Genomic DNA, 21,080 nt, shown 5'->3' with positions numbered 1-21,080 from the left:
CGGAGGCCTGGGGGACGCGTCGGGGTCGGGACGGCTACGGACCGTCACCGGGGACGGTCGGCGCCCCGCGTTCCGTCCCGTCCGGGACGCCGGCCCTCGCGGGCCACCGCCCGTACCGCGTCCGCGAGCCGGTCGAGGACGGCGGTCGTCTGTTCGTCGCTGATCGTCAGTGGGGGCAGCAGGCGGACGACGCTCGACCGGCGGCCGCCCAGTTCCACGATCAGGCCCCGGTGCAGGCATTCCCGCTGGACGGCCGCGGCCAGTTCGGGAGCGGCGGGCCGGGGACCGTCGGGCGCGGTGGCCGGAGGCGCATCCGGGTCCACGCATTCGAGGCCGATCATCAGGCCTCGCCCGCGCACGTCCCCGAGGATGGGGAACTCCGTTGCCAGCGACCTGAGTTCGGCCAGCATGCGGGCCCCGACGGTGGCCGCGCGCTGGGCCAGGCCGTTCTCGCGGACGTACGCGAGGGTGGCCGTGCCGGCCGCCATGGCGAGCTGGTTGCCGCGGAACGTGCCCGCGTGGGCGCCGGGTTCCCACACGTCGAGGTCGTCCCGGTAGACGACGACGGCCAGCGGCAGGCTCCCTCCGATGGCCTTGGACAGGACCATCACGTCGGGGGTGATCCCGCTGTGTTCGACGGCCCAGAAGGCGCCGGTCCGGCCCACTCCCGTCTGGACCTCGTCCGCGATGAGCGGGATGGACCGCGCCGCCGTGATCTCCCGCATCCGCCGAGTCCAGGCGTCCGGCGCCGGGATCACGCCGCCCTCCCCCTGGACGGGTTCGAGGATCATCCCGGCGGGGACCGGCACCCCCGACTTGGTGTCGTCGAGAAGCGACTCCGTCCATCGCGCCCCGAGTTCGGCGCCGCGCTCCCCGCCGACGCCGAACGGGCAGCGGTAGTCCTGCGGGTAGGGCAGGCGCGCGACCCGGACATCCGTCGCGCCCCCGGACGCTTCGAGCGCCCCCGCGGTCATGCCGTGGTAGGCGCCGGTGAACGCGAGGAGGCCGGTGCGCCCGGTCGCGGCGCGCACGAGTTTGAACGCGGCCTCCACGGCGTCCGTACCGGCCGGACCGCAGAACTGGATGCGTGCCCGCTCCGCGAACCGCGGGGGCAGCGTGCGGAACAGCTCGGTGGTGAAGGCGTCCTTGACCGGAGTGGCGAGGTCGAGGACGTGCAGCGGCGCACCCGAGTCGAGGACCTTTCTGATGGCCTCCAGGACGACGGGGTGGTTGTGTCCGAGGGCCAGCGTCCCGGCGCCCGAGAGGCAGTCGAGGTAGCGGCGGCCGTCGGCGCCCTCGATCGTCAGGCCGCGCGCCCGCACCGGAACGATCGGCAGGGCGCGCGCGTAGGTGCGGGCCGCGGACTCGCGCGCCGACTGGCGCCGCAGGATCCCCTCGTGCGCCGCGCGCGCTCCCTCGGTCTCCGCGGAGGCGCCGTCCCGCGCGCCTTCGGATTCGCCAGGGGCCTCCGACGGCACCACCGCTGATTCGGTCACGGCCACGGCTTCAGGTCCTCCCGCTGTCCAGAGGCGAGTTGGCGAGGGGTTCTGAACGCAGGCCTCAGGCCCCCCGTACGTATCAACGACGCCCCGGGCGTTGGGAAGCGGGTGGATCGAAGATCCTTGCCGTGACGGAACCGTTGCCGTTCCGTCGGATGTCCCCCACAGCGAGCGCATAGTGTGTGGTGCCGTTCAGCGATACCGAACGATCGCCGGTCACGGCCGGCCGATCGGCACCCGCGGTCCCGTGCGTCCCGCACGTCCCGTACCAACGGGTTCCGGATCGACGGATCCTGACCAGCTCACAGACGTCCAGGGGGAGTTGCACCATGCGATCCATACGCCCGCCCTTCGCCGCACGCCGAGGGAGGGGATCGCGCCGCAGAACGTCCCCCGTTCTGGCCGCGGTCGGCCTCACCGCGGCGCTGGCGCTGACCGCCACCGCCTGCAACTCGGGCGACGACAACGCCGACGCCAAGTCCAGCGCCTCAGCGTCCGCGAGCAGCGACGGGGCGATCAAGATCCCCGACGACCTCAAGGACAAGCTCAAGGAGCACGGCTTCGACGTCGACAAGTGGAAGGACGGCGCCTGGAAGAACTGGGACCGGGACGACTGGCTGCGCGAGGCCGACGACTTCATCAACCCGATCATCAAGGGGCTGTGGGACCCGGAGCGGATGCGCGGCGCCGACGATCCGGACCAGAACAAGGGCGTCGACGACGCCGACCTCACCGGTGACCAGGGCGTCACCGACCCGGAGCCGGCTCCGGTGACGGCGCGCGCGGTGAAGCCGGCGTACCACGCCGGGATGCCCGAGGCGGGCAAGGTGTTCTTCGACTCCCCCGAGGGCACCATGGTCTGCTCGGCGACGGTGGTCGAGGACCCGGCGCACCCGGGCAAGTCCAACCTCGTGTGGACCGCGGGCCATTGCGTGCACGCGGGCAAGAAGGGCGGCTGGTACCGCAACATCGCCTTCGTGCCCTCCTACAACGACGCCGGCAGGACGGCCGCTCAGCTGCAGGACGCGCCGCGCGAGGAGGTCGCCCCCTACGGAGTGTGGTGGAGCGACTGGGCGCAGACCTCGGACCAGTGGATCGAGCAGGGTGGTTCGACCGGCGGGCAGGGCGCCTCGTACGACTTCGCCGTGCTGCATGTGACGCCGGAGAAGGGCAGTGACGGCAAGTCGCTGGAGGAGAAGGTGGGTTCGGCGCTGCCGGTGAACTTCAACGCCCCCGCCGTGACGAAGGTGTCGAGCATCACGGCGACGGGCTATCCCGCCGCGCCGCCGTTCGAGGGCCAGCAGATGTTCCAGTGCACGGACAGGCCGGGACGGCTGTCGATCGCGCAGGCGGACCCGACGATGTACCGCATCGGTTGCACCATGACCGGCGGTTCCTCGGGCGGCGGCTGGGTGGCCGCGGGATCGGACGGCAAGCCGGCCCTGGTCTCCAACACCTCGATCGGCCCGGTCAAGTCCGGCTGGCTGGCGGGCCCGCGGCTGGGCCCGGTGGCCAAGGGCGTGTACGACTCGGTGAGCGGGAAGTTCGCCGGCCAGTGACGTGGGCGACGTGACACGTCGCCGATGAACAGCGGTGGGCCGGTGCGGAGGAACGTTCACCGGCCCATCGCCGTTCGTCCCCAACTGCCCGTGCATAGTGGGGTGTCGCGTCCGGAGGGGCCCCGCGAGGTGCCGTCCGGCGCGCGACGGACACAGGAGACAGAGCTTCAACGGGGGTCACTGCAGCATGCGTTCTTCAAGACGGCGTCGTACGGTCCTCGCCGCCACCGGCCTGGTGGCCGCGCTGGCGCTCACCGCGACCGCCTGCGAATCCGGCGACGACAGGGCCGGCGGCGGGTCCACCCCGTCCGCGTCGCGGGCTTCCGCGAGCGTCGACGACAAGGTCAAGATCGCGGACGACATCAGGGACAAGCTCAAGCAGCACGGCATCGACGTCGGCCAGTGGAAGAAAGGCGCCTGGAAGAACTGGGACCGGGACAAGTGGCTCAGTGAGGCCAAGGACTTCGTCAACCCGGTGATCGACGGGCTGTGGAAGCCGGAGCGGATGAAGTCCGCCAAGGATCCCGACAAGACGATCTCCGCGAAGGACGCGACGGCCGACCAGGGGGTCAGTGACCCGGAGCCCGCCCCCGTGGAGGCCGAGGCGGAGAAGACCCCGTACCACGACCACGCGGCGCCCGTCGGCAAGGTCTTCTTCGACTCCCCCAAGGGCTCGATGGTCTGCTCGGGCACGGTCGTCAAGGACGTGAACCACCCGGGGAAGTCCAACCTCGTGTGGACCGCGGGCCACTGTGTGCACGCGGGCGGGAACGGCGGCTGGTACCGCAACATCGCCTTCGTGCCGTCGTACAACGACCAGGGGAGGTCCGAGGCGCAGCTCGGCACCGCGACGGCCCCGGAGGTCGCGCCCTACGGCCAGTGGTGGGCGGACTGGGCCTCGACCTCCCAGGAGTGGATCTCGGGCGGCGACGAGACCGGCGGTGCGGGTGCCCCGTACGACTACGCCCTGCTGCACGTGAAGCCGGAGCAGGGCGGCAAGTCGCTGGAGGAGACGGTCGGCAACGCGCTGGCCGTGGACTTCTCCGCGCCATCCGCGCGGGAGGTCGGCGCCATGGGCGCCTGGGGCTACCCGGCCGCGCCGCCGTACAACGGCCTCAAGATGTTCAAGTGCGTCGACAAGCCGGGGCGCCTCTCGCTGGACCCGGCCCTGCCGACGATGTACCGCATCGGCTGCACCATGACCGGCGGCTCGTCCGGCGGCGGCTGGTTCCGCGTCGTGGACGGCAGGACGCGGCTCGTGTCGAACACGTCCATCGGCCCGGCCGGCAACACCTGGCTGGCGGGCCCGCGGCTGGGACGGGGCGCGCGGGCGCTCTACGAGCAGATGAGCAAGGAGTACGGCGGCCGGTAGGCGCGGGCGCGTCGCCGGAGTTGCTGGATGAACGACGACGTCCCGCCCCCTCGCGGAGGGGGCGGGACGTCGTCGTTCACGGCGCGGATGTCTAGCGGAGCGCGGGCTGCGCGACGTACGGAGCGAGGTCCGCCGCCAGTTCCTCGTGCACCCGCAGCTTGAGCAGGGTGCCCTCCGCGGTGTGCTCCTCGGAGATCACCTCGCCCTCGGTGTGGGCGCGGGCGACCAGCTGGCCGTGCGTGTACGGCACGAGCGCCTCGATCTCGACCGAGGGGCGGGGCAGCTCGTTGTCGATCAGGGCGAGCAGTTCGGCCATGCCCTGGCCGGTACGGGCCGAGACCGCGATGGAGCGCTTCTCGATCCGCAGCAGCCGCTGGAGCACCAGCGGGTCCGCCGCGTCCGCCTTGTTGATCACGACGATCTCTGGCACCTTCGTCGCGCCGACGTCCCGGACGACCTCGCGCACGGCGGCCAGCTGCTCCTCCGGGTCGGGGTGCGATCCGTCCACCACGTGCAGGATGAGGTCGGAGTCGCCGACCTCCTCCATCGTGGAGCGGAACGCCTCGACCAGGTGGTGCGGCAGGTGCCGTACGAAACCGACCGTGTCGACCAGCGTGTACAGCCGGCCGCTCGGGGTCTCGGCCCGGCGCACGGTCGGGTCCAGGGTCGCGAACAGCGCGTTCTCGACGAGGACGCCCGCGCCCGTGAGGCGGTTGAGCAGGGACGACTTGCCGGCGTTGGTGTAACCGGCGATCGCGACCGAGGGCACCTTGTTGCGGCGGCGCTCCTGGCGCTTGATGTCGCGGCCCGTCTTCATGTCCGCGATCTCGCGGCGCATCTTCGCCATCTTCTCGCGGATACGACGCCGGTCCGTCTCGATCTTGGTCTCACCGGGACCACGCGTGGCGAGGCCGCCGCCCGAGCCGCCGCCCATCTGACGGGACAGCGACTGGCCCCAGCCTCGGAGCCTCGGCAGCATGTACTGCATCTGCGCGAGCGCGACCTGCGCCTTGCCCTCTCGGGACTTGGCGTGCTGGGCGAAGATGTCGAGGATCAGGGCCGTACGGTCGATGACCTTGACCTTGACGACGTCTTCGAGGTGGATCAGCTGGCCGGGGCTCAGCTCGCCGTCGCAGATCACCGTGTCCGCGCCGGTCTCCATGACGATGTCCCGGAGTTCGTTGGCCTTGCCGGAACCGATGTACGTGGCCGCGTCGGGCTTGTCGCGGCGCTGGACGACGCCGTCGAGCACGAGCGCTCCCGCGGTCTCCGCGAGGGCGGCAAGCTCGGCCAGTGAGTTGTCCGCGTCCCGAACCGTTCCCGTGGTCCAGACACCGACGAGGACGACGCGCTCCAGCCGGAGCTGTCGGTACTCGACCTCGGTGACGTCCTCGAGTTCGGTGGAGAGGCCCGCCACACGGCGCAGGGCCGCGCGCTCGGAGCGGTCGAACTGCTCGCCGTCCCGGTCTCCGTCGATCTCTTGGCTCCAGGCGACGTCCTCTTCCATCAGGGCATCGGCCCGAAGACCTTCGGGGTAGTTCTGCGCGGGGCTCTGCGCGTCCTGGGAAGGGGAAGAAGAGGAGGTCATTGGATCCTTACGTAGAGGGGAGAGCGGAAGGCCGACAGATGTCGTCCGTCACAGAGAACAACGCCCGGGGCCGCCGGGAGATTCCCGGTCACCGCCGGGCCGCCCCCGTGAAGGGACTGCTCGTCGGCTCGAAGATGGTCGCACGGTACGGGCCGTCTCGTCACGCGACTTAACAGCCACCGCCGCGCACCTGCGGACCTGCCCGCGCGGGGCGCGATCACGCGCTCCGCACCCGGCGCCGGCCACGCGCCGTCGTCGTGCCGTCACACCCCGTCGTGCCCACGCCGTCCGATCGCGGTGCGGCGGGCGGCCCTGTTCGGGGGCCGCACGCGCGCGTGGACCCCGTTGTCTCACGCGCCCTTGCGGGCCTGCGGGGCGTCGCTCTTCCAGTCGGGGTGGCCCGGCATCGGGGGCGTCCTCCGGCCGTAGAGCCACGCCTTGAAGAAGCCGCTCAGGTCGCGGCCCGCCATGGCGGACGCGAGCTCCACGAAGTCTGCCGTGGAGGCGACGCCGTCGTGGTTCACCGTGACCCAGGTCCGCTCCAGGCGCTCGAAGGCCGGGCGGCCGATCTCCTGGCGCAGGGCGTACAGGGCGAGGGCCGCGCCGTCGTAGACGTTCGGCCGGAAGATGCTGATCTTGTGGCCGGGCTTCGGTCCCTTGGGTGCAGCGGGCGGGCCGCCGGCGGCCCGCCACGCGTCGGACATGCTGTAGGCCGCCTTCATCCGCTTCTCCATGGGCCGGTTCGCCTTCTCCTCGGCGTACAGGGCCTCGTACCAGGTGGCGTGTCCTTCGTTCAGCCACAGGTCGGACCAGGCGCGGGGGCTGACGCTGTCGCCGAACCACTGGTGGGACAGCTCATGCACCATGATCGACTCGACGTACCACTTCGGGTAGGCGGGTTCGGTGAAGAGGTCCTTCTCGAACAGGGAGAGCGTCTGCGTCTCCAGTTCGAAGCCGGTCTGCGCCTGGGCCATCAGCAGGCCGTACGTCTCGAAGGGGTACCGCCCGACCTTGCTCTCCATCCAGGCGATCTGGTCGGGGGTCTTGCTGAGCCACGGTTCGAGCGCCGCACGGTCCTGGGTGGGGACGACGTCGCGCACCGGCAGACCGTGCGGTCCGGTGCGGTGCAGCACGCTGGAGCGGCCGATGGAGACCTGGGCCAGCTCGGTGGCCATGGGGTGCTCGGTCCGGTACGACCAGGTGGTGGTCCCGCGGGCCCGGTCGGTGCCCTCCGGCAGACCGTTGGCCACGACCGTGTAGTCCTCGGGGGCCGTGACGTGGAACGTGAACATCGCCTTGTCGGAGGGGTGGTCGTTGCACGGGAAGACCAGGTGCGCGGCGTCGGCCTGGTTGGCCATGGCGAGGCCGTCCGTCGTGCGGACCCAGCCGCCGTCCTGGCCCTTGGCGGGGACCGGGTCGCTGGTGTGGCGCACGGTGATGTGCAGCGGGCTCCCGGCGGGCAGCGTCCTGGCCGGGGTCACCACCAGGTCGTCGCCCGCGCTCGCGAAGTCGGCGGGCGAACCGTTGACCTCGACCGACCGCACCGTTCCGTGCGCGTAGTCGAGGTTGATGCGGTCCAGCCGGGCGGTCGTGAGGGCGTCGATCGTGGTGACGGCCGTGAGCGGCTTGTCGTTGGCGCCGGAGTAGGTGAAGGCGAGGTCGTACGACTCGACGTCGTAGCCGGGGTTGCCGAGGGTGGGGAAGAGCCGGTCGCCGATGCCGAGGGCCATGCCCGGGGAGGGGGCGCTCGCGGCGATCAGGCAGACGGAGACGGCCGAGGCGAGCAGGGCCGCCTGGACACGGCGGCTCCTCGGGCGGCTGGGAGCGGGGGCAGGGGCGGGGGCGGCTTCGAGCGGCATGGACCACCGCTACCAGCGCGCACCGGGCCGGTGGTGGCGACGCGCGCCCGGCCCACCCGAACGTGTCCGTCCGGAGGCTCATCGGGCGAGCGCGGCCGTCGGGAGCGTGGCCGCGGGCCGGGCGGCTACTGAGCTGCCGCCGGATGCTGGGCCCGGCTCACGTCGAAGACGCCGGGCACGTTGCGCATGGCGCGCATCAGGCCCTGGAGGCGTGCCGCGTCCGGGAGTTGGAGGGTGTAGGTGTGGCGCACGCGCTGCTGGCTGGGAGGTTCGACGGTCGCCGACACGACGGCGACCCCTTCCCCGGCGATGGCCTCCGTGAGGTCGGCCAGCAGGTGCGGCCGGCCGAAGGACTCGGCGACCAGCGTGACGCGGCACTCGGTGGTGGCTCCCCAGCGCACACCGACCTCCGGGCGCCCGTCGCCCTTCATGCTTGCCGCTCCGGGACACTCCACACGGTGCACGGTGACCACTCCCCCGCGCACGGCGAAGCCGGTGACCTCGTCGGGCGGTACGGGCGTACAGCAGCCGGCCATGCGCACGGAGGCGCCCGGCTGGTCCACCAGGGCGTTGGCGGGGCGGGCGACGTGTGCGGCTGCGGGGCGCGTCGGCGGGGTCTCGGCGGGCGGCCTCGGGCCCGTGGCGGCGGCTTCCTCGGCGCCGGGCGCGGGGTGGGTGGCCATCCAGCGCTGGATGGCGATCCGGGCGGCGGCCGTGTGCGCGTGCTCCAGCCACTCCCTGGAGGGCTCGGAGGCGGGGTCCTGGCCCATGAGGAGCTGAACGGTGTCGCCGTCCTTCAGGACCGTACTCAGCGTCGCCAGGCGGCCGTTGACGCGGGCGCCGATGCAGGCGTGCGCGTCCTCCCCGTACTGCGCGTACGCGGCGTCGACACAACTGGCGCCCTCCGGAAGACCCAGTGAGCCGCCGTCGGCACGGAACACGGTGATCTCGCGGTCCTGGGCGAGGTCTTCGCGCAAGGTCGACCAGAAGGTGTCGGGGTCCGGGGCACCCTGCTGCCAGTCCAGCAGGCGGGAGAGCCAGCCGGGGCGGGTGGGATCGGCGCGCTCGCCCTCGAAGGGTCGGTCGCCGCCGCCGTCCGGCAGGTCCTCCGACGGCGGGGCGTAGGGATTGCCGAGCGCGATGACGCCGGCCTCGGCGACCTTGTGCATCTGGTGGGTACGGATGAGGACTTCGGCGACCTGGCCGTCGCCCCGGGTGACCGCCGTGTGGAGCGACTGGTAGAGGTTGAACTTGGGGACCGCGATGAAGTCCTTGAACTCCGAGACCACCGGCGTGAGACAGGTGTGGAGTTCGCCGAGCACGCCGTAGCAGTCGGCGTCCTCGTTCACGAGGACGAGGAGCCGTCCGAAGTCGGCGCCGCGCATCGGGCCGCGTTTGCGCGACACGCGGTGCACGGAGACGAAGTGCCGTGGCCTTATGAGGACTTCGGCCTGGATGCCGGCGTCGCGCAGGACCACCCGTACCTCCTCGGCGATCTCCGCGAGCGGGTCGTCGGGGCGGCCGGCGTTGTCGGCGATCAGCTCCCGGGTGTGTTCGTACTCCTCGGGGTGCAGGATCGCGAAGACGAGGTCTTCCAGTTCGGTCTTGAGCGCCTGCACGCCGAGGCGCTCGGCGAGGGGGATCAGCACGTCGCGGGTCACCTTGGCGATGCGCGCCTGCTTCTCCGGGCGCATCACGCCGAGGGTCCGCATGTTGTGCAGCCGGTCGGCGAGTTTGATCGACATCACGCGGACGTCGTTGCCGGTCGCGACCAGCATCTTGCGGAAGGTCTCCGGTTCGGCGGCGGCGCCGTAGTCGACCTTCTCCAGCTTGGTGACACCGTCGACCAGGTAGCAGACCTCGTCGCCGAACTCCTCGCGCACCTGATCCAGCGTCACTTCCGTGTCCTCGACGGTGTCGTGGAGCAGGGAGGCGGTCAGCGTCGTGGTCTCGGCGCCCAGTTCGGCGAGAATGAGGGTCACGGCGAGCGGGTGCGTGATGTAGGGCTCGCCGCTCTTGCGCATCTGACCGCGGTGCGAGGACTCCGCGAGCACCCACGCCCGGCGCAGGGGTTCCAGTTTGGCGTCGGGGTGGTGGGCGCGGTGGGCCTCGGCCACGTGTCCGATCGCGTCCGGCAACCGGTCGCGCGCGGTGGGTCCCAGCAGCGCGGCCCGGCCCAGTCGCCGCAGGTCGATGCGCGGACGCCCCTTCCTGCGGTGCGCTGGGGCCGCTCCCGGTTCGAGCGGGGCCGTGCGCTGCGGGGCGGGCGTTGCGGGGCCTGGCGTCGCGGGATTCGTCGCCTCCGCACTCATGGGCACCTCCGGCTGCGTAAGACCGGCGGACGGGTGCCCCAGGGCGTACTCGGCTCAGGGGATGGTGTCGGTCCCCCGTCCGGGCCGGTGCTTGATGCTACCGAGCCCACCACGCCCGGTTGACCGCCTCTCGCCGAGCGTGAAACGGATCACCCATTCGAGCGACTGTCCGGGGGTTTACAGTTTCGAACTTCTGAAAGGGGCGGCACGGACGTACGGCAGAAAGCGGCGCGGAAGCACTCCCCCGTGGCCGCCGGGGCCGCTCGGCACCCGGCCCGCCCCTCGGGTCGTTCAGCTCGGGTCGCCGGCCGGCCAGTCCGCGTCGGTCTCGCCCTCGGCGACGATCACCGCGGGGCCCGTCATCTCGATCTCGCCGTCGGCCCGCTCGGTGATGACCAGGCGTCCGCCGGGCACGTCGACGGTGTACGTCGCCGGGGTGCCGGTCACGGCCGGGTCGGCGCCGTCACGGCGGGCGGCGGCGACGGCGACGGCACAGGCGCCGGTACCGCACGAGCGGGTCTCGCCCGAGCCGCGCTCGTGGACCCGCAGGGCGACGTGGCGCGGCCCCCGGTCGACCACGAATTCGACGTTGACCCCGTCCGGGTACACCGAGGCGGGAGTGAAGGGCGGCGGCGTGTAGAGGGTGCCGGCGTCCGCGAGGTCGTCCACGAAGGCGACGGCGTGCGGGTTGCCCATGTTCACGTTGCGCGCGGGCCAGCTGCGCTCTCCGACGGTGACCGTGACCTGGGCTTCGGGGAGGAGGGCCTTGCCCATGCCGACGGTGACGTCACCGTTCTTGGCGAGGTGCACGGTCTTCACGCCCCCGCGCGTGGCGACCGTGATGTCGCCCTCGGCCACGTGCCCGGCGCGCTGGAGGTAGCGGGCGAACACCCGCACCCCGTTGCCGCACATCTCGGCGACCGAGCCGTCGCCGTTGCGGTAGTCCATGAACCACTCCGCGTCGGCGGCCATCGCCCTGGCCTCGGGGTGGGCCGCGGAACGCACGACGTGCAGCAGACCGTCGCCGCCGATGCCCGCACGCCGGTCGCACAGGGCGACGACAGCGGCCGACGGGAGGTCGATGACGTTCTCCGGGTCGGGGACGATAACGAAGTCGTTCTCGGTCCCGTGTCCCTTGAGGAAGGCGATCCGCGTGCTCATCCCTCGATCGTACGGGGTCGGATCCGGGCGGCGCGGTACGCCGCCCGGGTCAGCGCAGTCGCGCCACGCGCCACACCGCGAGCACCGCGACCGCGGCGACGACCACGACGTACGCGATCACCACGCGCCAGTCCGGGCGGCGGCCGGAGCCACGCGCCGGGAAGCCGGGCAGGGCGTAGCCGACGCGGCGGGCGGCCATCATGCCCCAGCCGGCGGCGCACGAGCAGATCAGCAGGCCGAGCATGGCGACCACGGCACCGCCGTCACCGAACTCGAAGGCCAGCGGGAAGGCGAACATCAGGGACCCGGTGGCGGCCAGCGCGACGATGGGCGCGAGCTGCCAGATGCGCAGCCGGCGCTGCGGGCGCAGCTCGACCTCCACCTCGGGCTCGGGGGACATCGCACCGGGCTCGGGCCCGTCGTCGATGACCCCGGTCAGATTGTCGTCGTCGGGTCCGTCGGAGCTGAGGGGTTCCCCGCCCAGCTCGGGCTCGACGCCGCGATCGGCGTCCGGGTCGATGCTCAGACCGTCTCCGTCCGGAACGGCACCGTGCTCAGTGCCTCGTGCAGTGTCGCGAGGGCCGGCCTCCATCGCCACGCGCCCTCCCAACTCGGACTTCACTGGTCGATCGAAGCTCGATGATGGCACGCAACCGGAGGCCCCGATGACGGCCGGAGCGTCCCGATGCCATGACGTGATCAGGCTGTGACCGGTCGTTCGACCAACGCCAGTGCGAGCTCGGGAAGTTCTGTGAGATCCGCCGCAGCCCCACTGAGCCAATGCACCCGGGGGTCGCGCCGGAACCATGAATCCTGACGGCGCGCGAAGCGCTTGGTGGCACGGACGGTCTCCGCGCGCGCCTCGTCCTCGGTGCACTCCCCGGCGAGCGCCGCCAGCACCTGCTGGTATCCGAGCGCGCGTGCCGCCGTGCGCCCCTCGCGCAGGCCGTGCGCCTCCAGCACGCGCACCTCGTCGACGAGCCCGGCGTCCCACATGCGGTCGACGCGACGGGCGATGCGCTCGTCCAGCTCGGGGCGCGCCACGTCGACGCCGATCTGCACGGTGTCGTACACGGAGTCGTGGCCGGGCAGGTTGGCGGTGAAGGGCTTGCCGGTGATCTCGATGACTTCGAGGGCGCGGACGATACGGCGGCCGTTGCTGGGCAGGATCGCGTGCGCGGCCTCGGGGTCCGCCATCGCCAGCCGGGCGTGCAGGGCGCCGGAGCCGCGCAGGGTCAGCTCCTCCTCCAGGCGGGCGCGCACCTCGGGGTCGGTGCCGGGGAACTCCAGGTTGTCGACGGCCCCGCGCACGTACAGTCCGGAGCCGCCCACCAGGACCGGCCAGCGGCCCTCGGCGAGCAGGGCGTCGATACGGGCGCGGGCGAGGCGCTGGTACTCGGCGACGCTGGCCGTGACCGTCACGTCCCAGATGTCCAGCAGATGGTGCGGGACTCCGCCGCGTTCCTCGTGCGTCAGCTTGGCGGTGCCGATGTCCATCCCTCGGTACAACTGCATGGAGTCGGCGTTGACGACCTCGCCGCCGAGGCTCTGGGCGAGGAAGACGCCCAGATCGGACTTTCCTGCCGCGGTCGGTCCGACGACGGCGATGACCCGGGGGGCGGGGGGTGCGCTGCTCACGGTCCCAGTCTCGCAAACCCCGGGGCCTCTCCCCTAACGAGCTACGTGACGGGCCCGGTCCGGGTTCGTTGCCTGTTGCGAGGTTCCAGCCGCCGGCGTCGAGAGCCGGTGACCCGGGCGACGCAATCGGACGCACCGGGCAACGCGGAATTTCGCCCTCACGAGTAACGTATGGAGCGGATATGGGCGTATTTACACGACTTCTCCGGAGGTCGAAGGCGACGGAGGAGGCGTCAACCGCCGAGGCGCAGGCCCCCGCAGGGCCGGCCGGCACCGAGGCGGAGGTGGCGGTGGACGCGGAGGGTTCGTCCGGGAGCGAGGGCGGTGCGACGGCGGCAACCGCCGAGGCCGGCACCGCGGAGGACGTCGACATCCCGAGGCAGCAGACCGCCGACCAGGCCGCCGACAACGAAGCCGGTGACGGCGCCCGCAGGTAACTGCCCCGCGAGGGAAGGCGAACCATGGGTCTGATGGACAGTCTGAAAGCCAAGCTGGAGCCTGCCAAGGACAAGGTCTCGGGGCTCGCGCAGCAGCACGGGCACAAGGTCAACGACGGCTTGGAGAAGGCCGCCAAGGTCGTGGACGAGAAGACCAAGCACAAGTACAGCGACACGATCCGGACGGGCACGGGCAAGGCGAAGGACGCCATGGACCGACTCGCGGCGAAGGAGGGCGGCGGGTCCGCGACACCGCCGGACATGCCGACGCCGCCCCAGGCACCCTGATCGACAAGCGCATCGGCGGACGGCCGCGAAGCCCCGTGCTTCCGGCCGTCCGCCGTTTCGTGGACGGCTTCGGAACAGCGAGGACCGGGATGTCGTCGTCCACGGGCGTGCCGGCACCTGGCGCCGGGGTCGCCGGTCTCACAGCTCTCGCCGAGGCCCCGGGTCGGAGCGTCCACGTCGACGGGCAGGGACCGACGTGCGGGCGGGCCGGCCCGAAGCACGCCGTGGCGGCGACGCAGGGAGCGAGCCACGTCCGCCGTCGGTGAGGAATCCCGGGTACGGAGTCCCGGTCGCCGAGTCCCCGGTACGGACGCCGACCGGGGCTCCCGGACCAGGTCGACGGGCCCGCCAGCGGCCTGCCGAGGCCCGGCGTGCCCCCTAGGACCAGGCCGCCACGATGTATCCGACTCCATAGGGCGCGTCGTCGTAGAGCAGGGCGCCGGCCAGGCCCGCGCCCTCCGCGGCGCCCGCGAGGACCTGCCAGGGGGCGCGCCCCGCGACCTTCAACTCCTCGGCCAGTCCGGCGTCCAGCGCCTTGAGCGCGTCGACGTCGGCCGCTCCCAGGGCGCGGGCGGCCTCCGCGTCGAAGCCCGCCGCGCGCTCGTCGAGATAGCCAGGCGCCTTCACGGTCCGGCACGCGCTGGCGTCGCCCATCACGAGAAGCGCCACGCGTCCGGCGCGCGCGCCGAGCTCGGCACCCGTGCCGACGCATCGCTCGGCTTCCAGCGTTTCGCCCACGCCGAGCCCTTCGACGGGGGCGTCGGACCAGCCGGTGCGCTCCAGCAGCCAGGCGGCGACGGCGAGCGAGGCCGGGAGCTGACGGTCCGCGGTGTCGGCCCCCGTGCCGGCCGCGCTCTCTTGGCCGAGGCGGACGGCGAGGTCGACCCCGAAGCCGGTGAAGGAGCCGCGCGTTCCCTCCGGGTGCGGTCCGCGGGCGCTCCGATCGGCGGGGCCGACGACGACGAGCAGGTCGGGGCGGGACGCGGCGAGCACGCCCAGCGCGTCCGTGCACGCCGCACGCGCGGCGTCCAGCTCGGGTGCCGCGCCGGCGGCGACGTCGGGCACGAGCAGCGGGGGGCAGGGGCAGACTGCGGCGGCTACAAGCATGATCCGCAGCGTAACGCTGTCACCCGGGAGCCGCCCGGGACCGTCAGCCGTCCAGGGCAGCACTCCACCTACCCGGGCAACGCCGTGAACGCCCAAGGCCCGTGACCGGGTGCAGCGCCGCCGGAGCCCCCGTCAGGCGCGGTCAGTCGCAGCCGCAGCCGCCGGCGCCCACGGCGACCGGCAGGGGCTCCGGGGCACCGATCTTCGGCAGGCCGAGCATGACACCCGCGGGCTTGGCGGCCGCTGCGGAGTTGCGCTTCTCCCAGGCGTCTCCCGCGCGCGTGCGCCGTACGCCCAGCACGGCGCCCTCGGCGAGGAGGTGGTGCGGGGCGGCGTACGTGATCTCGACGGTGACCACGTCACCGGGGCGGACCTCCGCCTCGGGCTTGGTGAAGTGGACCAGGCGGTTGTCGGGGGCGCGGCCGGAGAGCCGGTGGGTGGCGCCGTCCTTGCGGCCCTCGCCCTCGGCGACCATCAGCTCCAGGGTGCGGCCGACCTGCTTCTTGTTCTCGTCCCAGGAGATCTCCTCCTGGAGGGCGACGAGACGCTCGTAGCGCGCCTGGACGACCGCCTTGGGGATCTGCCCCTCCATGGTGGCCGCCGGGGTGCCGGGGCGCTTGGAGTACTGGAAGGTGAAGGCCTGCGAGAAGCGGGCCTCGCGGACGGCGTGGAGGGTCTGCTCGAAGTCCTCCTCCGTCTCGCCGGGGAAGCCCACGATGATGTCGGTGGTGATCGCGGCGTGCGGGATGGCGGCCCGGACCTTGTCGATGATCCCGAGGAAGCGCTCCTGGCGGTACGAACGGCGCATGGCCTTCAGGACCGTGTCCGAACCGGACTGCATCGGCATGTGCAGCTGCGGCATCGCGTTCGGCGTCTCGGCCATGGCGGCGATCACGTCGTCGGTGAAGTCGCGGGGGTGCGGCGAGGTGAAGCGGACACGTTCCAGGCCCTCGATCTTTCCGCAGGCGCGCAGCAGCTTGCTGAAGGCCTCGCGGTCTCCGATGTCGCTGCCGTACGCGTTGACGTTCTGCCCGAGGAGCGTGATCTCGGAGACGCCCTCGCCGACCAGTGCCTCGATCTCGGCGAGGATGTCACCGGTCCTGCGGTCCTTCTCCTTGCCGCGCAGCGCCGGGACGATGCAGAAGGTGCAGGTGTTGTTGCAGCCGACGGAGATCGACACCCAGGCCGCGTACGCGCTCTCGCGGCGGGTCGGCAGCGTGGAGGGGAAGGCCTCCAGGGACTCGGCGATCTCGATCTGCGCCTCCTCCTGGACGCGGGCGCGCTCCAGCAGGACCGGCAGCTTGCCGATGTTGTGGGTGCCGAAGACGACGTCCACCCAGGGCGCCTTCTTGACGATGGTGTCGCGGTCCTTCTGGGCGAGGCAGCCGCCGACGGCGATCTGCATGCCGGGGCGCTTCGTCTTCATCGGGGCGAGGCGGCCGAGGTTGCCGTAGAGCTTGTTGTCGGCGTTCTCCCGGACGGCGCAGGTGTTGAAGACGACGACGTCCGCGTCGCCGTCACAGCCCTCGGGGGCCCGCACGTAACCGGCGTCCTCCAGGAGCCCGGAGAGCCGCTCGGAGTCGTGGACGTTCATCTGACACCCGTAGGTGCGCACTTCGTACGTCTTGGATTCCTGAACGTCCACTGCCTGACTCCGGTCGCCGCTGCTCATGTGACAAGGGTAGGCGGTTGACGGAGTGCGTCAGGACGCAGGCGCCCCACGGCCGGGACGCCGCACGGGCCGGGCGGGGCGCGGGAACCCTCCGGCCCGGCCGGGGCACCCGGCCCGGGTCGCGCCTCACCCGGTCAAGGGCGGCCCGTCGCCGTGCGCCGGTGGGGCGTCCGGGCTCATGCGGACAGCTCGGCCCGCAGGACGTCCTCCACCGGCACCGTGGGCCGGCCCAGCAGCCGGGCGAGCGCGGGGTCCGACGGTGCGAACGCGCCTTGGCGGCTCGCGGCGAACAGCCCGACGAGGAGGTCGGCCGCCGCCTCGGGTACGCCGTGGCCGACCAGACCGGCCCGGTAGTCCGCGTCGGAGACGACGACCCGGCGGATCGCACGGCCCGATATCCGCGAGGCGATCTCCGCGATGGCCGCCATGTCGACGGTCTCCTCGGCGGTCAGCGCGGGCGTGAAGCCGTCGAGCTCGTCCGTCTCCCCCACGAGGGCGAGCGCGGCCGCGTCGGCGAGGTCGGTGTGGGCGGTCCAGGCGACCGGCCCGTCCTCCGGGGCGACGAGTTCGCCCGTCTCGACGGCGGCGCCGAGCAGCATCGCGGCGGAGGCGGCGTAGAAGCCGTTCCGCAAGGACGTGAAGGCGACGCCGGACCGCTGGAGGTCCTGCTCCGTCGCCGCGTGGTCGGGCATGGGCGGGAACGGCGAGGAGGGGTCGGCGCCCATGTGGCTCGTGTAGAGGACGCGCTTGGCGCCCGCCGCGGCCGCCGCCTCGATGGCGGTGCGGTGCCCGCTCACGGCGGTCTCGCCGACGGCGTCCGCCGAGACGACGAGCACCTTGGAGGCGTCCTCGAAGGCGTGGGCGAGGCTCGCGGGGTCGGCGAAGTCGCCGCGGCGCACCCGCACGCCGCGCTCCGCGAACACCCGGGCACGGTCCGGGTCGCGCACGCTGACGCCGATCTCCTGGGCGGGGACGCGGTCCAGCAGCTTCTCGACGACGAGCCGGCCGAGCCGGCCGTTGGCTCCGGTGACGACGATCATGACGATCCTCTTTCCATGTTTCCAGTGATAACACTTCGAAGGTACCACTGGAAACGAATGGTCGCTAACACTGCTCCGTTACCATCGGAAGCATGACCATGGAGAGCACGGGGAACGTCGACGTCACGGCGGCGGAGGCCCCGGAGGGACCACGCGGACGGATCGTCGCGGCGGCCGCGCGACTGCTGGCCGAGGGCGGCCCGGACGCGGTGTCGACGCGGGCCGTGAGCGCCGCGGCGGGGGTCCAGCCGCCGACCATCTACCGGCTCTTCGGCGACAAGGAGGGCCTGCTCGACGCGGTCGCCGCGCACGGCTTCACCGCCTACCTGACCAGCAAGTCCGCCCTCGCCTCGACGGGCGACCCGGTGGAGGACCTCCGTCGTGGCTGGGATCTGCACATCGGCCTCGGGCTCGCGAACCCGGCGCTCTTCACGCTGATGTACGGCCGCTACCGCCCGGGCACGACCTCCCCCGCGGCCGCCGCCGCCTTCGAGGTGCTCTCCGGGCACATCCACCGCGTGGCAGAAGCGGGCCGGCTCGCCGTCCCCGAAGAACGGGCCGTCGCCCTGGTCCACGCGGCCGGCTCCGGTACGACCCTCACGCTCATCGCCACGCCCGAGGACCGCCGGGACCCCGAACTCTCCCGCACCGCCCGGGAGGCCGTCCTCGCGGCGATCACCACGGACGCGCCCGCCGGCACCGCGCCCGGGCCCGTCACCGCGGCCGTCACCCTGCGGGCGGTCCTCCCCCGGACCGACGCCCTGACCGCACCGGAGCGCGGGCTCATGGAGGAGTGGCTGGACCGGATCGCCGCGTCCGCCGACTGACCGCCGTTCCGGAGTCAGGCGAGGCCGGTGAACCGTTCCGCGACCGTCTTCGCGGCGGCGCCCAGCAGGATCGTGTAGTGGTTGGAGTCCTCGACCAGTTCGGCGGGCAGGTCCACTGTTCCGCCCGTCCAGCGCTCGACCACGGTGGCGGGCAGCATCGGCGGTTCCTGGCCCAGCAGCCCGAGCGGCGCGTGCAGCAGCAGCGCCGGGACGGACAGCCGCTCCAGGTCCGCGGCGAACCGGTCACCCGAGGCCAGCAGATCACGCCCGTCCTGCCGTACGGCCTCCTCGCGCGCCCTCGACCGGCGGGCGCCCTCGGGACCCGTGAGGTCGTAGCGGACGTACGTCTCGACGTCGGCGTTCCAGTCCGGGCCGAGCGCCGGGTGCGCGCGGAAGAAGTCGACGTAGTCCTGGTCGGTCTCGTACGTGCGGCCGAGGCGCACTATCGCGGGGCCGAGCGTCACGTCGAGAATGCCGTCGAGATCGGCGCCGGGCGGCACCGGCAGGGGCAGTGCTCCGTCGACGAGCAGGAGCCGGTCGAACAGTTCGGGCCGGCGCGCGGCGGCGAGCAGCGCGACGTACGCGCCCATCGAGTGTCCGGTCAGCGCGACCGGGGCACCCGCGCCGAGGTCCTCCGCCAGCCGGCACAGGTCGGTGGCGTGCCGGTCGAGGCCGTACGGGCCCGGGGTGTCGGTACTGCCGCCGCGTCCCCGCAGGTCGGGCGCGTACAGGCTCCACTCGTCGGGGAGGTGGCGGGCGAGGGCGCCGAAGGCCATGCCGGACGCGGTGATGCCGTGGGCGGCGAGGGCGGTCCGCGGCCCGTCGCCGAACCGCAGGACGCGCAGGGTTCCGCCCTCGACGGGCAGATCGAGTTCGGCCGGCTCGTCCATGCGCTCCCCCTGCTCGTCACGGCGGCCCGGCGACATCGCCGGCCGCTTCGCTCAGCGACGTCGCAAGGCGCCGCTCCGCGAAGTTAACAAGCGGGTCCGAGGCCGTGGAAGAGGTGCGGGCGTAAGTCGCCTGGGCACGCTGCGAGAGGCGCCGTCGGGATCGGCTCGGACCCGGACGGCCGGAACGCCACGGCGCGGGCCGATCCGAACGACAGACCCTAGGCCTCCGACGCGTTCCACCCCTGGCGGCGCAGGACCTCCGCGACATCCGGGGCCCGGTAGTGCTCGCCCTTCAGTACCTTGCCGTCGGCCCGGCGGGCGACATGGCCGTCGGGGCCGATCTTCGTCATGTTGGCCCGGTGGATCTCGGCGATCACCGCGTCGAGGTCGATCCCGTGGACGAGTGCCGTGCCGTACGCCACGTACACGACGTCGGCGAGCTCGTGCGCCAGCCGGTCGAGCGGGCCCTCGACCGAGACCTCCGCCACTTCCGCGGCCTCCTCGGCCAGCAGTTCCCCGCGGTGCGCGGCGAGCCCGGCCGAGACCTCGGTCGGGATGCTGGGGTCGTCCAGGCCGAACGCCCGGTGGAACTCCCGGACCAGCGAGGCCGGAGACGAGGAGGCGGACGAGGGGACGGCACCGGCGGAGGTGCCCTCCGCGGCATCCGGAGACGCCACCGGGGAGGCTGCCTGAGCTGCGGGAGAAGGGACCTGCGACGGGAAAGACGGCTCCACGGGGCGAGCCTATCGATCCGATGGACCCCCCTCTCGCCCGTCCCGGCCTGGTCAGGACCGCCCTCGGGCTGGCAGGATCGCGCGCATGTTCCAGGCATTTCCCCGCATCGGCAGACGCCGCGCGCTGTTCGGCTCCGCGGCAGGCCTCGCGGTCGTCGGGCTGCTGCTGTGGTGGCTGCTGCCCCTCGGCGGGGAGTCACCGCGCGGGACGATCACGTTCAGCGCGGGCACCCCGACCGGGGTCTACCAGAAGTACGGCACGCTCCTGCAGGGAGCGATGGCCAAGGACATGCCCGATGTCGACGTCAAGCTGCTGAACAGCGACGGGTCGCAGGAGAACATCCGGCGCGTGGCCACCGGCGAGGCCGACTTCAGCATCGCGGCGGCCGACGCCGTGGAGACGTACATCCTGCAGAACAAGCCGGGCTCGGGCCGGCTGCGCGGCTGCTCACGGCTGTACGACGACTACGTGCACCTGGTGGTGCGGCGCTCGTCGTCGATACGGTCGGTGGCGGACCTGAAGGGCAGGAAGGTCGCCGTCGGTCCGAGCGGTTCCGGAGTGCGGCTCATCGCGAACCACGTGCTCCAGGCGGCGGAACTGGACGCCGACAACGACATCGAGCCCCTCGACAACGGCATCGCGGACATGCCGGAGATGCTCAGGGACCACAAGATCGACGCCTTCTTCTGGTCCGGTGGCCTGCCGACGAGCGCCGTGCTCGGACTCTCCGAGAGCGACGACATCCGGCTGGTGCCGATCGGCAGCGACCTCGTCAAGAAGCTGCACGAGCAGGGCGGCGCCTCCCGCTACTACCGGGCCGCGGTGATGCCCGCCGACGCCTATCCGAAGGCACAGCGCGGCGCGGCCGTGCAGACGCTGGCCGTGGCCAACTTCCTGATCACCCGGGACGACGCGGACGCGAACCTGACCGAGGAACTCACCCGCACGGTGATCGCCAGCCGCGACCGCATCGGTGCCAAGGTGCACGCGGCCCAGCTCGTGGACCTGCGCACGGCGATCTACACGGACCCGCTGCCGCTGCACGAGGGCGCGCGGCGCTACTACCGGTCGATCAAGCCGTAGCCGACCGGACGGG

The 21,080-nt window shown here is 72.4% G+C and carries 18 protein-coding genes; 6 read left to right on the top strand and 12 right to left on the bottom strand.

Translation table 11 applies throughout. The annotated features are described in order from the left end of the window. Positions 1–44: 44 nt before the first annotated feature. The gene (locus ACIRQH_RS36500) at positions 45–1,502 is read right to left on the bottom strand and encodes a diaminobutyrate--2-oxoglutarate transaminase family protein (RefSeq protein WP_388867677.1); all 1,458 of its coding nucleotides are present in this window, start codon (positions 1,500–1,502) and stop codon (positions 45–47) included. A gap of 326 nt (positions 1,503–1,828) precedes the next feature. On the opposite strand from ACIRQH_RS36500, the gene ACIRQH_RS36495 reads away from it, so the two are divergent. Further along, positions 1,829–3,058 carry a trypsin-like serine peptidase gene (locus ACIRQH_RS36495; protein WP_388867680.1) on the top strand — a complete coding sequence of 410 codons (1,230 nt, stop codon included), beginning with the start codon at positions 1,829–1,831 and terminating at the stop codon, positions 3,056–3,058. Positions 3,059–3,245: 187 nt separating this feature from the next. Continuing rightward, positions 3,246–4,430, top strand: coding sequence for a trypsin-like serine peptidase (locus ACIRQH_RS36490; protein WP_404229357.1), 1,185 nt, complete (start codon positions 3,246–3,248; stop codon positions 4,428–4,430). A gap of 91 nt (positions 4,431–4,521) precedes the next feature. On the opposite strand, the gene hflX is transcribed toward ACIRQH_RS36490, so the two are convergent. From hflX to miaA, 6 genes are all read right to left on the bottom strand, one after another. Then, on the bottom strand, positions 4,522–6,018 hold the full coding sequence (hflX, locus tag ACIRQH_RS36485; RefSeq protein ID WP_358819869.1) for a GTPase HflX: 1,497 nt from the start codon (positions 6,016–6,018) through the stop codon (positions 4,522–4,524). Positions 6,019–6,368: 350 nt separating this feature from the next. Further along, the gene (locus ACIRQH_RS36480) at positions 6,369–7,877 is read right to left on the bottom strand and encodes a M1 family metallopeptidase (protein WP_404229354.1); all 1,509 of its coding nucleotides are present in this window, start codon (positions 7,875–7,877) and stop codon (positions 6,369–6,371) included. A gap of 125 nt (positions 7,878–8,002) precedes the next feature. Beyond that, positions 8,003–10,189, bottom strand: coding sequence for an HD domain-containing protein (locus ACIRQH_RS36475; RefSeq protein WP_358819867.1), 2,187 nt, complete (start codon positions 10,187–10,189; stop codon positions 8,003–8,005). Positions 10,190–10,480: 291 nt separating this feature from the next. Beyond that, entirely contained in the window at positions 10,481–11,350 is an 870-nt protein-coding gene (gene dapF, locus ACIRQH_RS36470) for a diaminopimelate epimerase (RefSeq protein WP_404229351.1), read from the bottom strand. Between the two features lie 49 nt (positions 11,351–11,399). Further along, positions 11,400–11,942, bottom strand: a complete 543-nt coding sequence (locus tag ACIRQH_RS36465) for a hypothetical protein (RefSeq protein WP_404229451.1) — start codon at positions 11,940–11,942, stop codon at positions 11,400–11,402. Positions 11,943–12,049: 107 nt separating this feature from the next. Continuing rightward, the gene (miaA, locus tag ACIRQH_RS36460; protein ID WP_388867694.1) at positions 12,050–12,988 is read right to left on the bottom strand and encodes a tRNA (adenosine(37)-N6)-dimethylallyltransferase MiaA; all 939 of its coding nucleotides are present in this window, start codon (positions 12,986–12,988) and stop codon (positions 12,050–12,052) included. A 182-nt stretch (positions 12,989–13,170) separates the two neighbouring features. Between miaA and ACIRQH_RS36455 the strand changes: the two genes are divergently transcribed. Beyond that, entirely contained in the window at positions 13,171–13,425 is a 255-nt protein-coding gene (locus tag ACIRQH_RS36455; RefSeq protein ID WP_358819864.1) for a hypothetical protein, read from the top strand. A gap of 24 nt (positions 13,426–13,449) precedes the next feature. Continuing rightward, positions 13,450–13,713, top strand: coding sequence for an antitoxin (locus ACIRQH_RS36450; RefSeq protein ID WP_358819863.1), 264 nt, complete (start codon positions 13,450–13,452; stop codon positions 13,711–13,713). 378 nt (positions 13,714–14,091) lie between these two features. Here ACIRQH_RS36450 and ACIRQH_RS36445 read toward each other — a convergent pair whose 3' ends face one another. From ACIRQH_RS36445 to ACIRQH_RS36435, 3 genes are all read right to left on the bottom strand, one after another. Beyond that, positions 14,092–14,820, bottom strand: a complete 729-nt coding sequence (locus ACIRQH_RS36445) for a class III extradiol dioxygenase subunit B-like domain-containing protein (RefSeq protein ID WP_404229346.1) — start codon at positions 14,818–14,820, stop codon at positions 14,092–14,094. Between the two features lie 142 nt (positions 14,821–14,962). Further along, positions 14,963–16,492: a tRNA (N6-isopentenyl adenosine(37)-C2)-methylthiotransferase MiaB gene (gene miaB, locus ACIRQH_RS36440; protein WP_404229343.1), complete on the bottom strand. Its 1,530-nt coding sequence runs from the start codon at positions 16,490–16,492 to the stop codon at positions 14,963–14,965. A gap of 176 nt (positions 16,493–16,668) precedes the next feature. Then, entirely contained in the window at positions 16,669–17,532 is an 864-nt protein-coding gene (locus ACIRQH_RS36435; protein WP_404229340.1) for an NAD(P)H-binding protein, read from the bottom strand. 92 nt (positions 17,533–17,624) lie between these two features. On the opposite strand from ACIRQH_RS36435, the gene ACIRQH_RS36430 reads away from it, so the two are divergent. After that, the gene (locus tag ACIRQH_RS36430; RefSeq protein ID WP_388867710.1) at positions 17,625–18,359 is read left to right on the top strand and encodes a TetR/AcrR family transcriptional regulator; all 735 of its coding nucleotides are present in this window, start codon (positions 17,625–17,627) and stop codon (positions 18,357–18,359) included. 14 nt (positions 18,360–18,373) lie between these two features. On the opposite strand, the gene ACIRQH_RS36425 is transcribed toward ACIRQH_RS36430, so the two are convergent. Together ACIRQH_RS36425 and ACIRQH_RS36420 are read right to left on the bottom strand one after the other, a co-directional pair. Further along, entirely contained in the window at positions 18,374–19,249 is an 876-nt protein-coding gene (locus tag ACIRQH_RS36425) for an alpha/beta fold hydrolase (protein ID WP_404229337.1), read from the bottom strand. 218 nt (positions 19,250–19,467) lie between these two features. Continuing rightward, positions 19,468–19,926, bottom strand: a complete 459-nt coding sequence (locus ACIRQH_RS36420) for a MazG nucleotide pyrophosphohydrolase domain-containing protein (protein ID WP_404229335.1) — start codon at positions 19,924–19,926, stop codon at positions 19,468–19,470. A 142-nt stretch (positions 19,927–20,068) separates the two neighbouring features. On the opposite strand from ACIRQH_RS36420, the gene ACIRQH_RS36415 reads away from it, so the two are divergent. Then, positions 20,069–21,067, top strand: coding sequence for a TAXI family TRAP transporter solute-binding subunit (locus ACIRQH_RS36415; protein WP_388867718.1), 999 nt, complete (start codon positions 20,069–20,071; stop codon positions 21,065–21,067). Positions 21,068–21,080 lie beyond the last annotated feature (13 nt).

The organism is Streptomyces sp. NPDC102279 (assembly GCF_044766365.1).
GTDB lineage: Bacteria > Actinomycetota > Actinomycetes > Streptomycetales > Streptomycetaceae > Streptomyces.
This window is presented reverse-complemented; position numbering and strand designations above follow the sequence as displayed.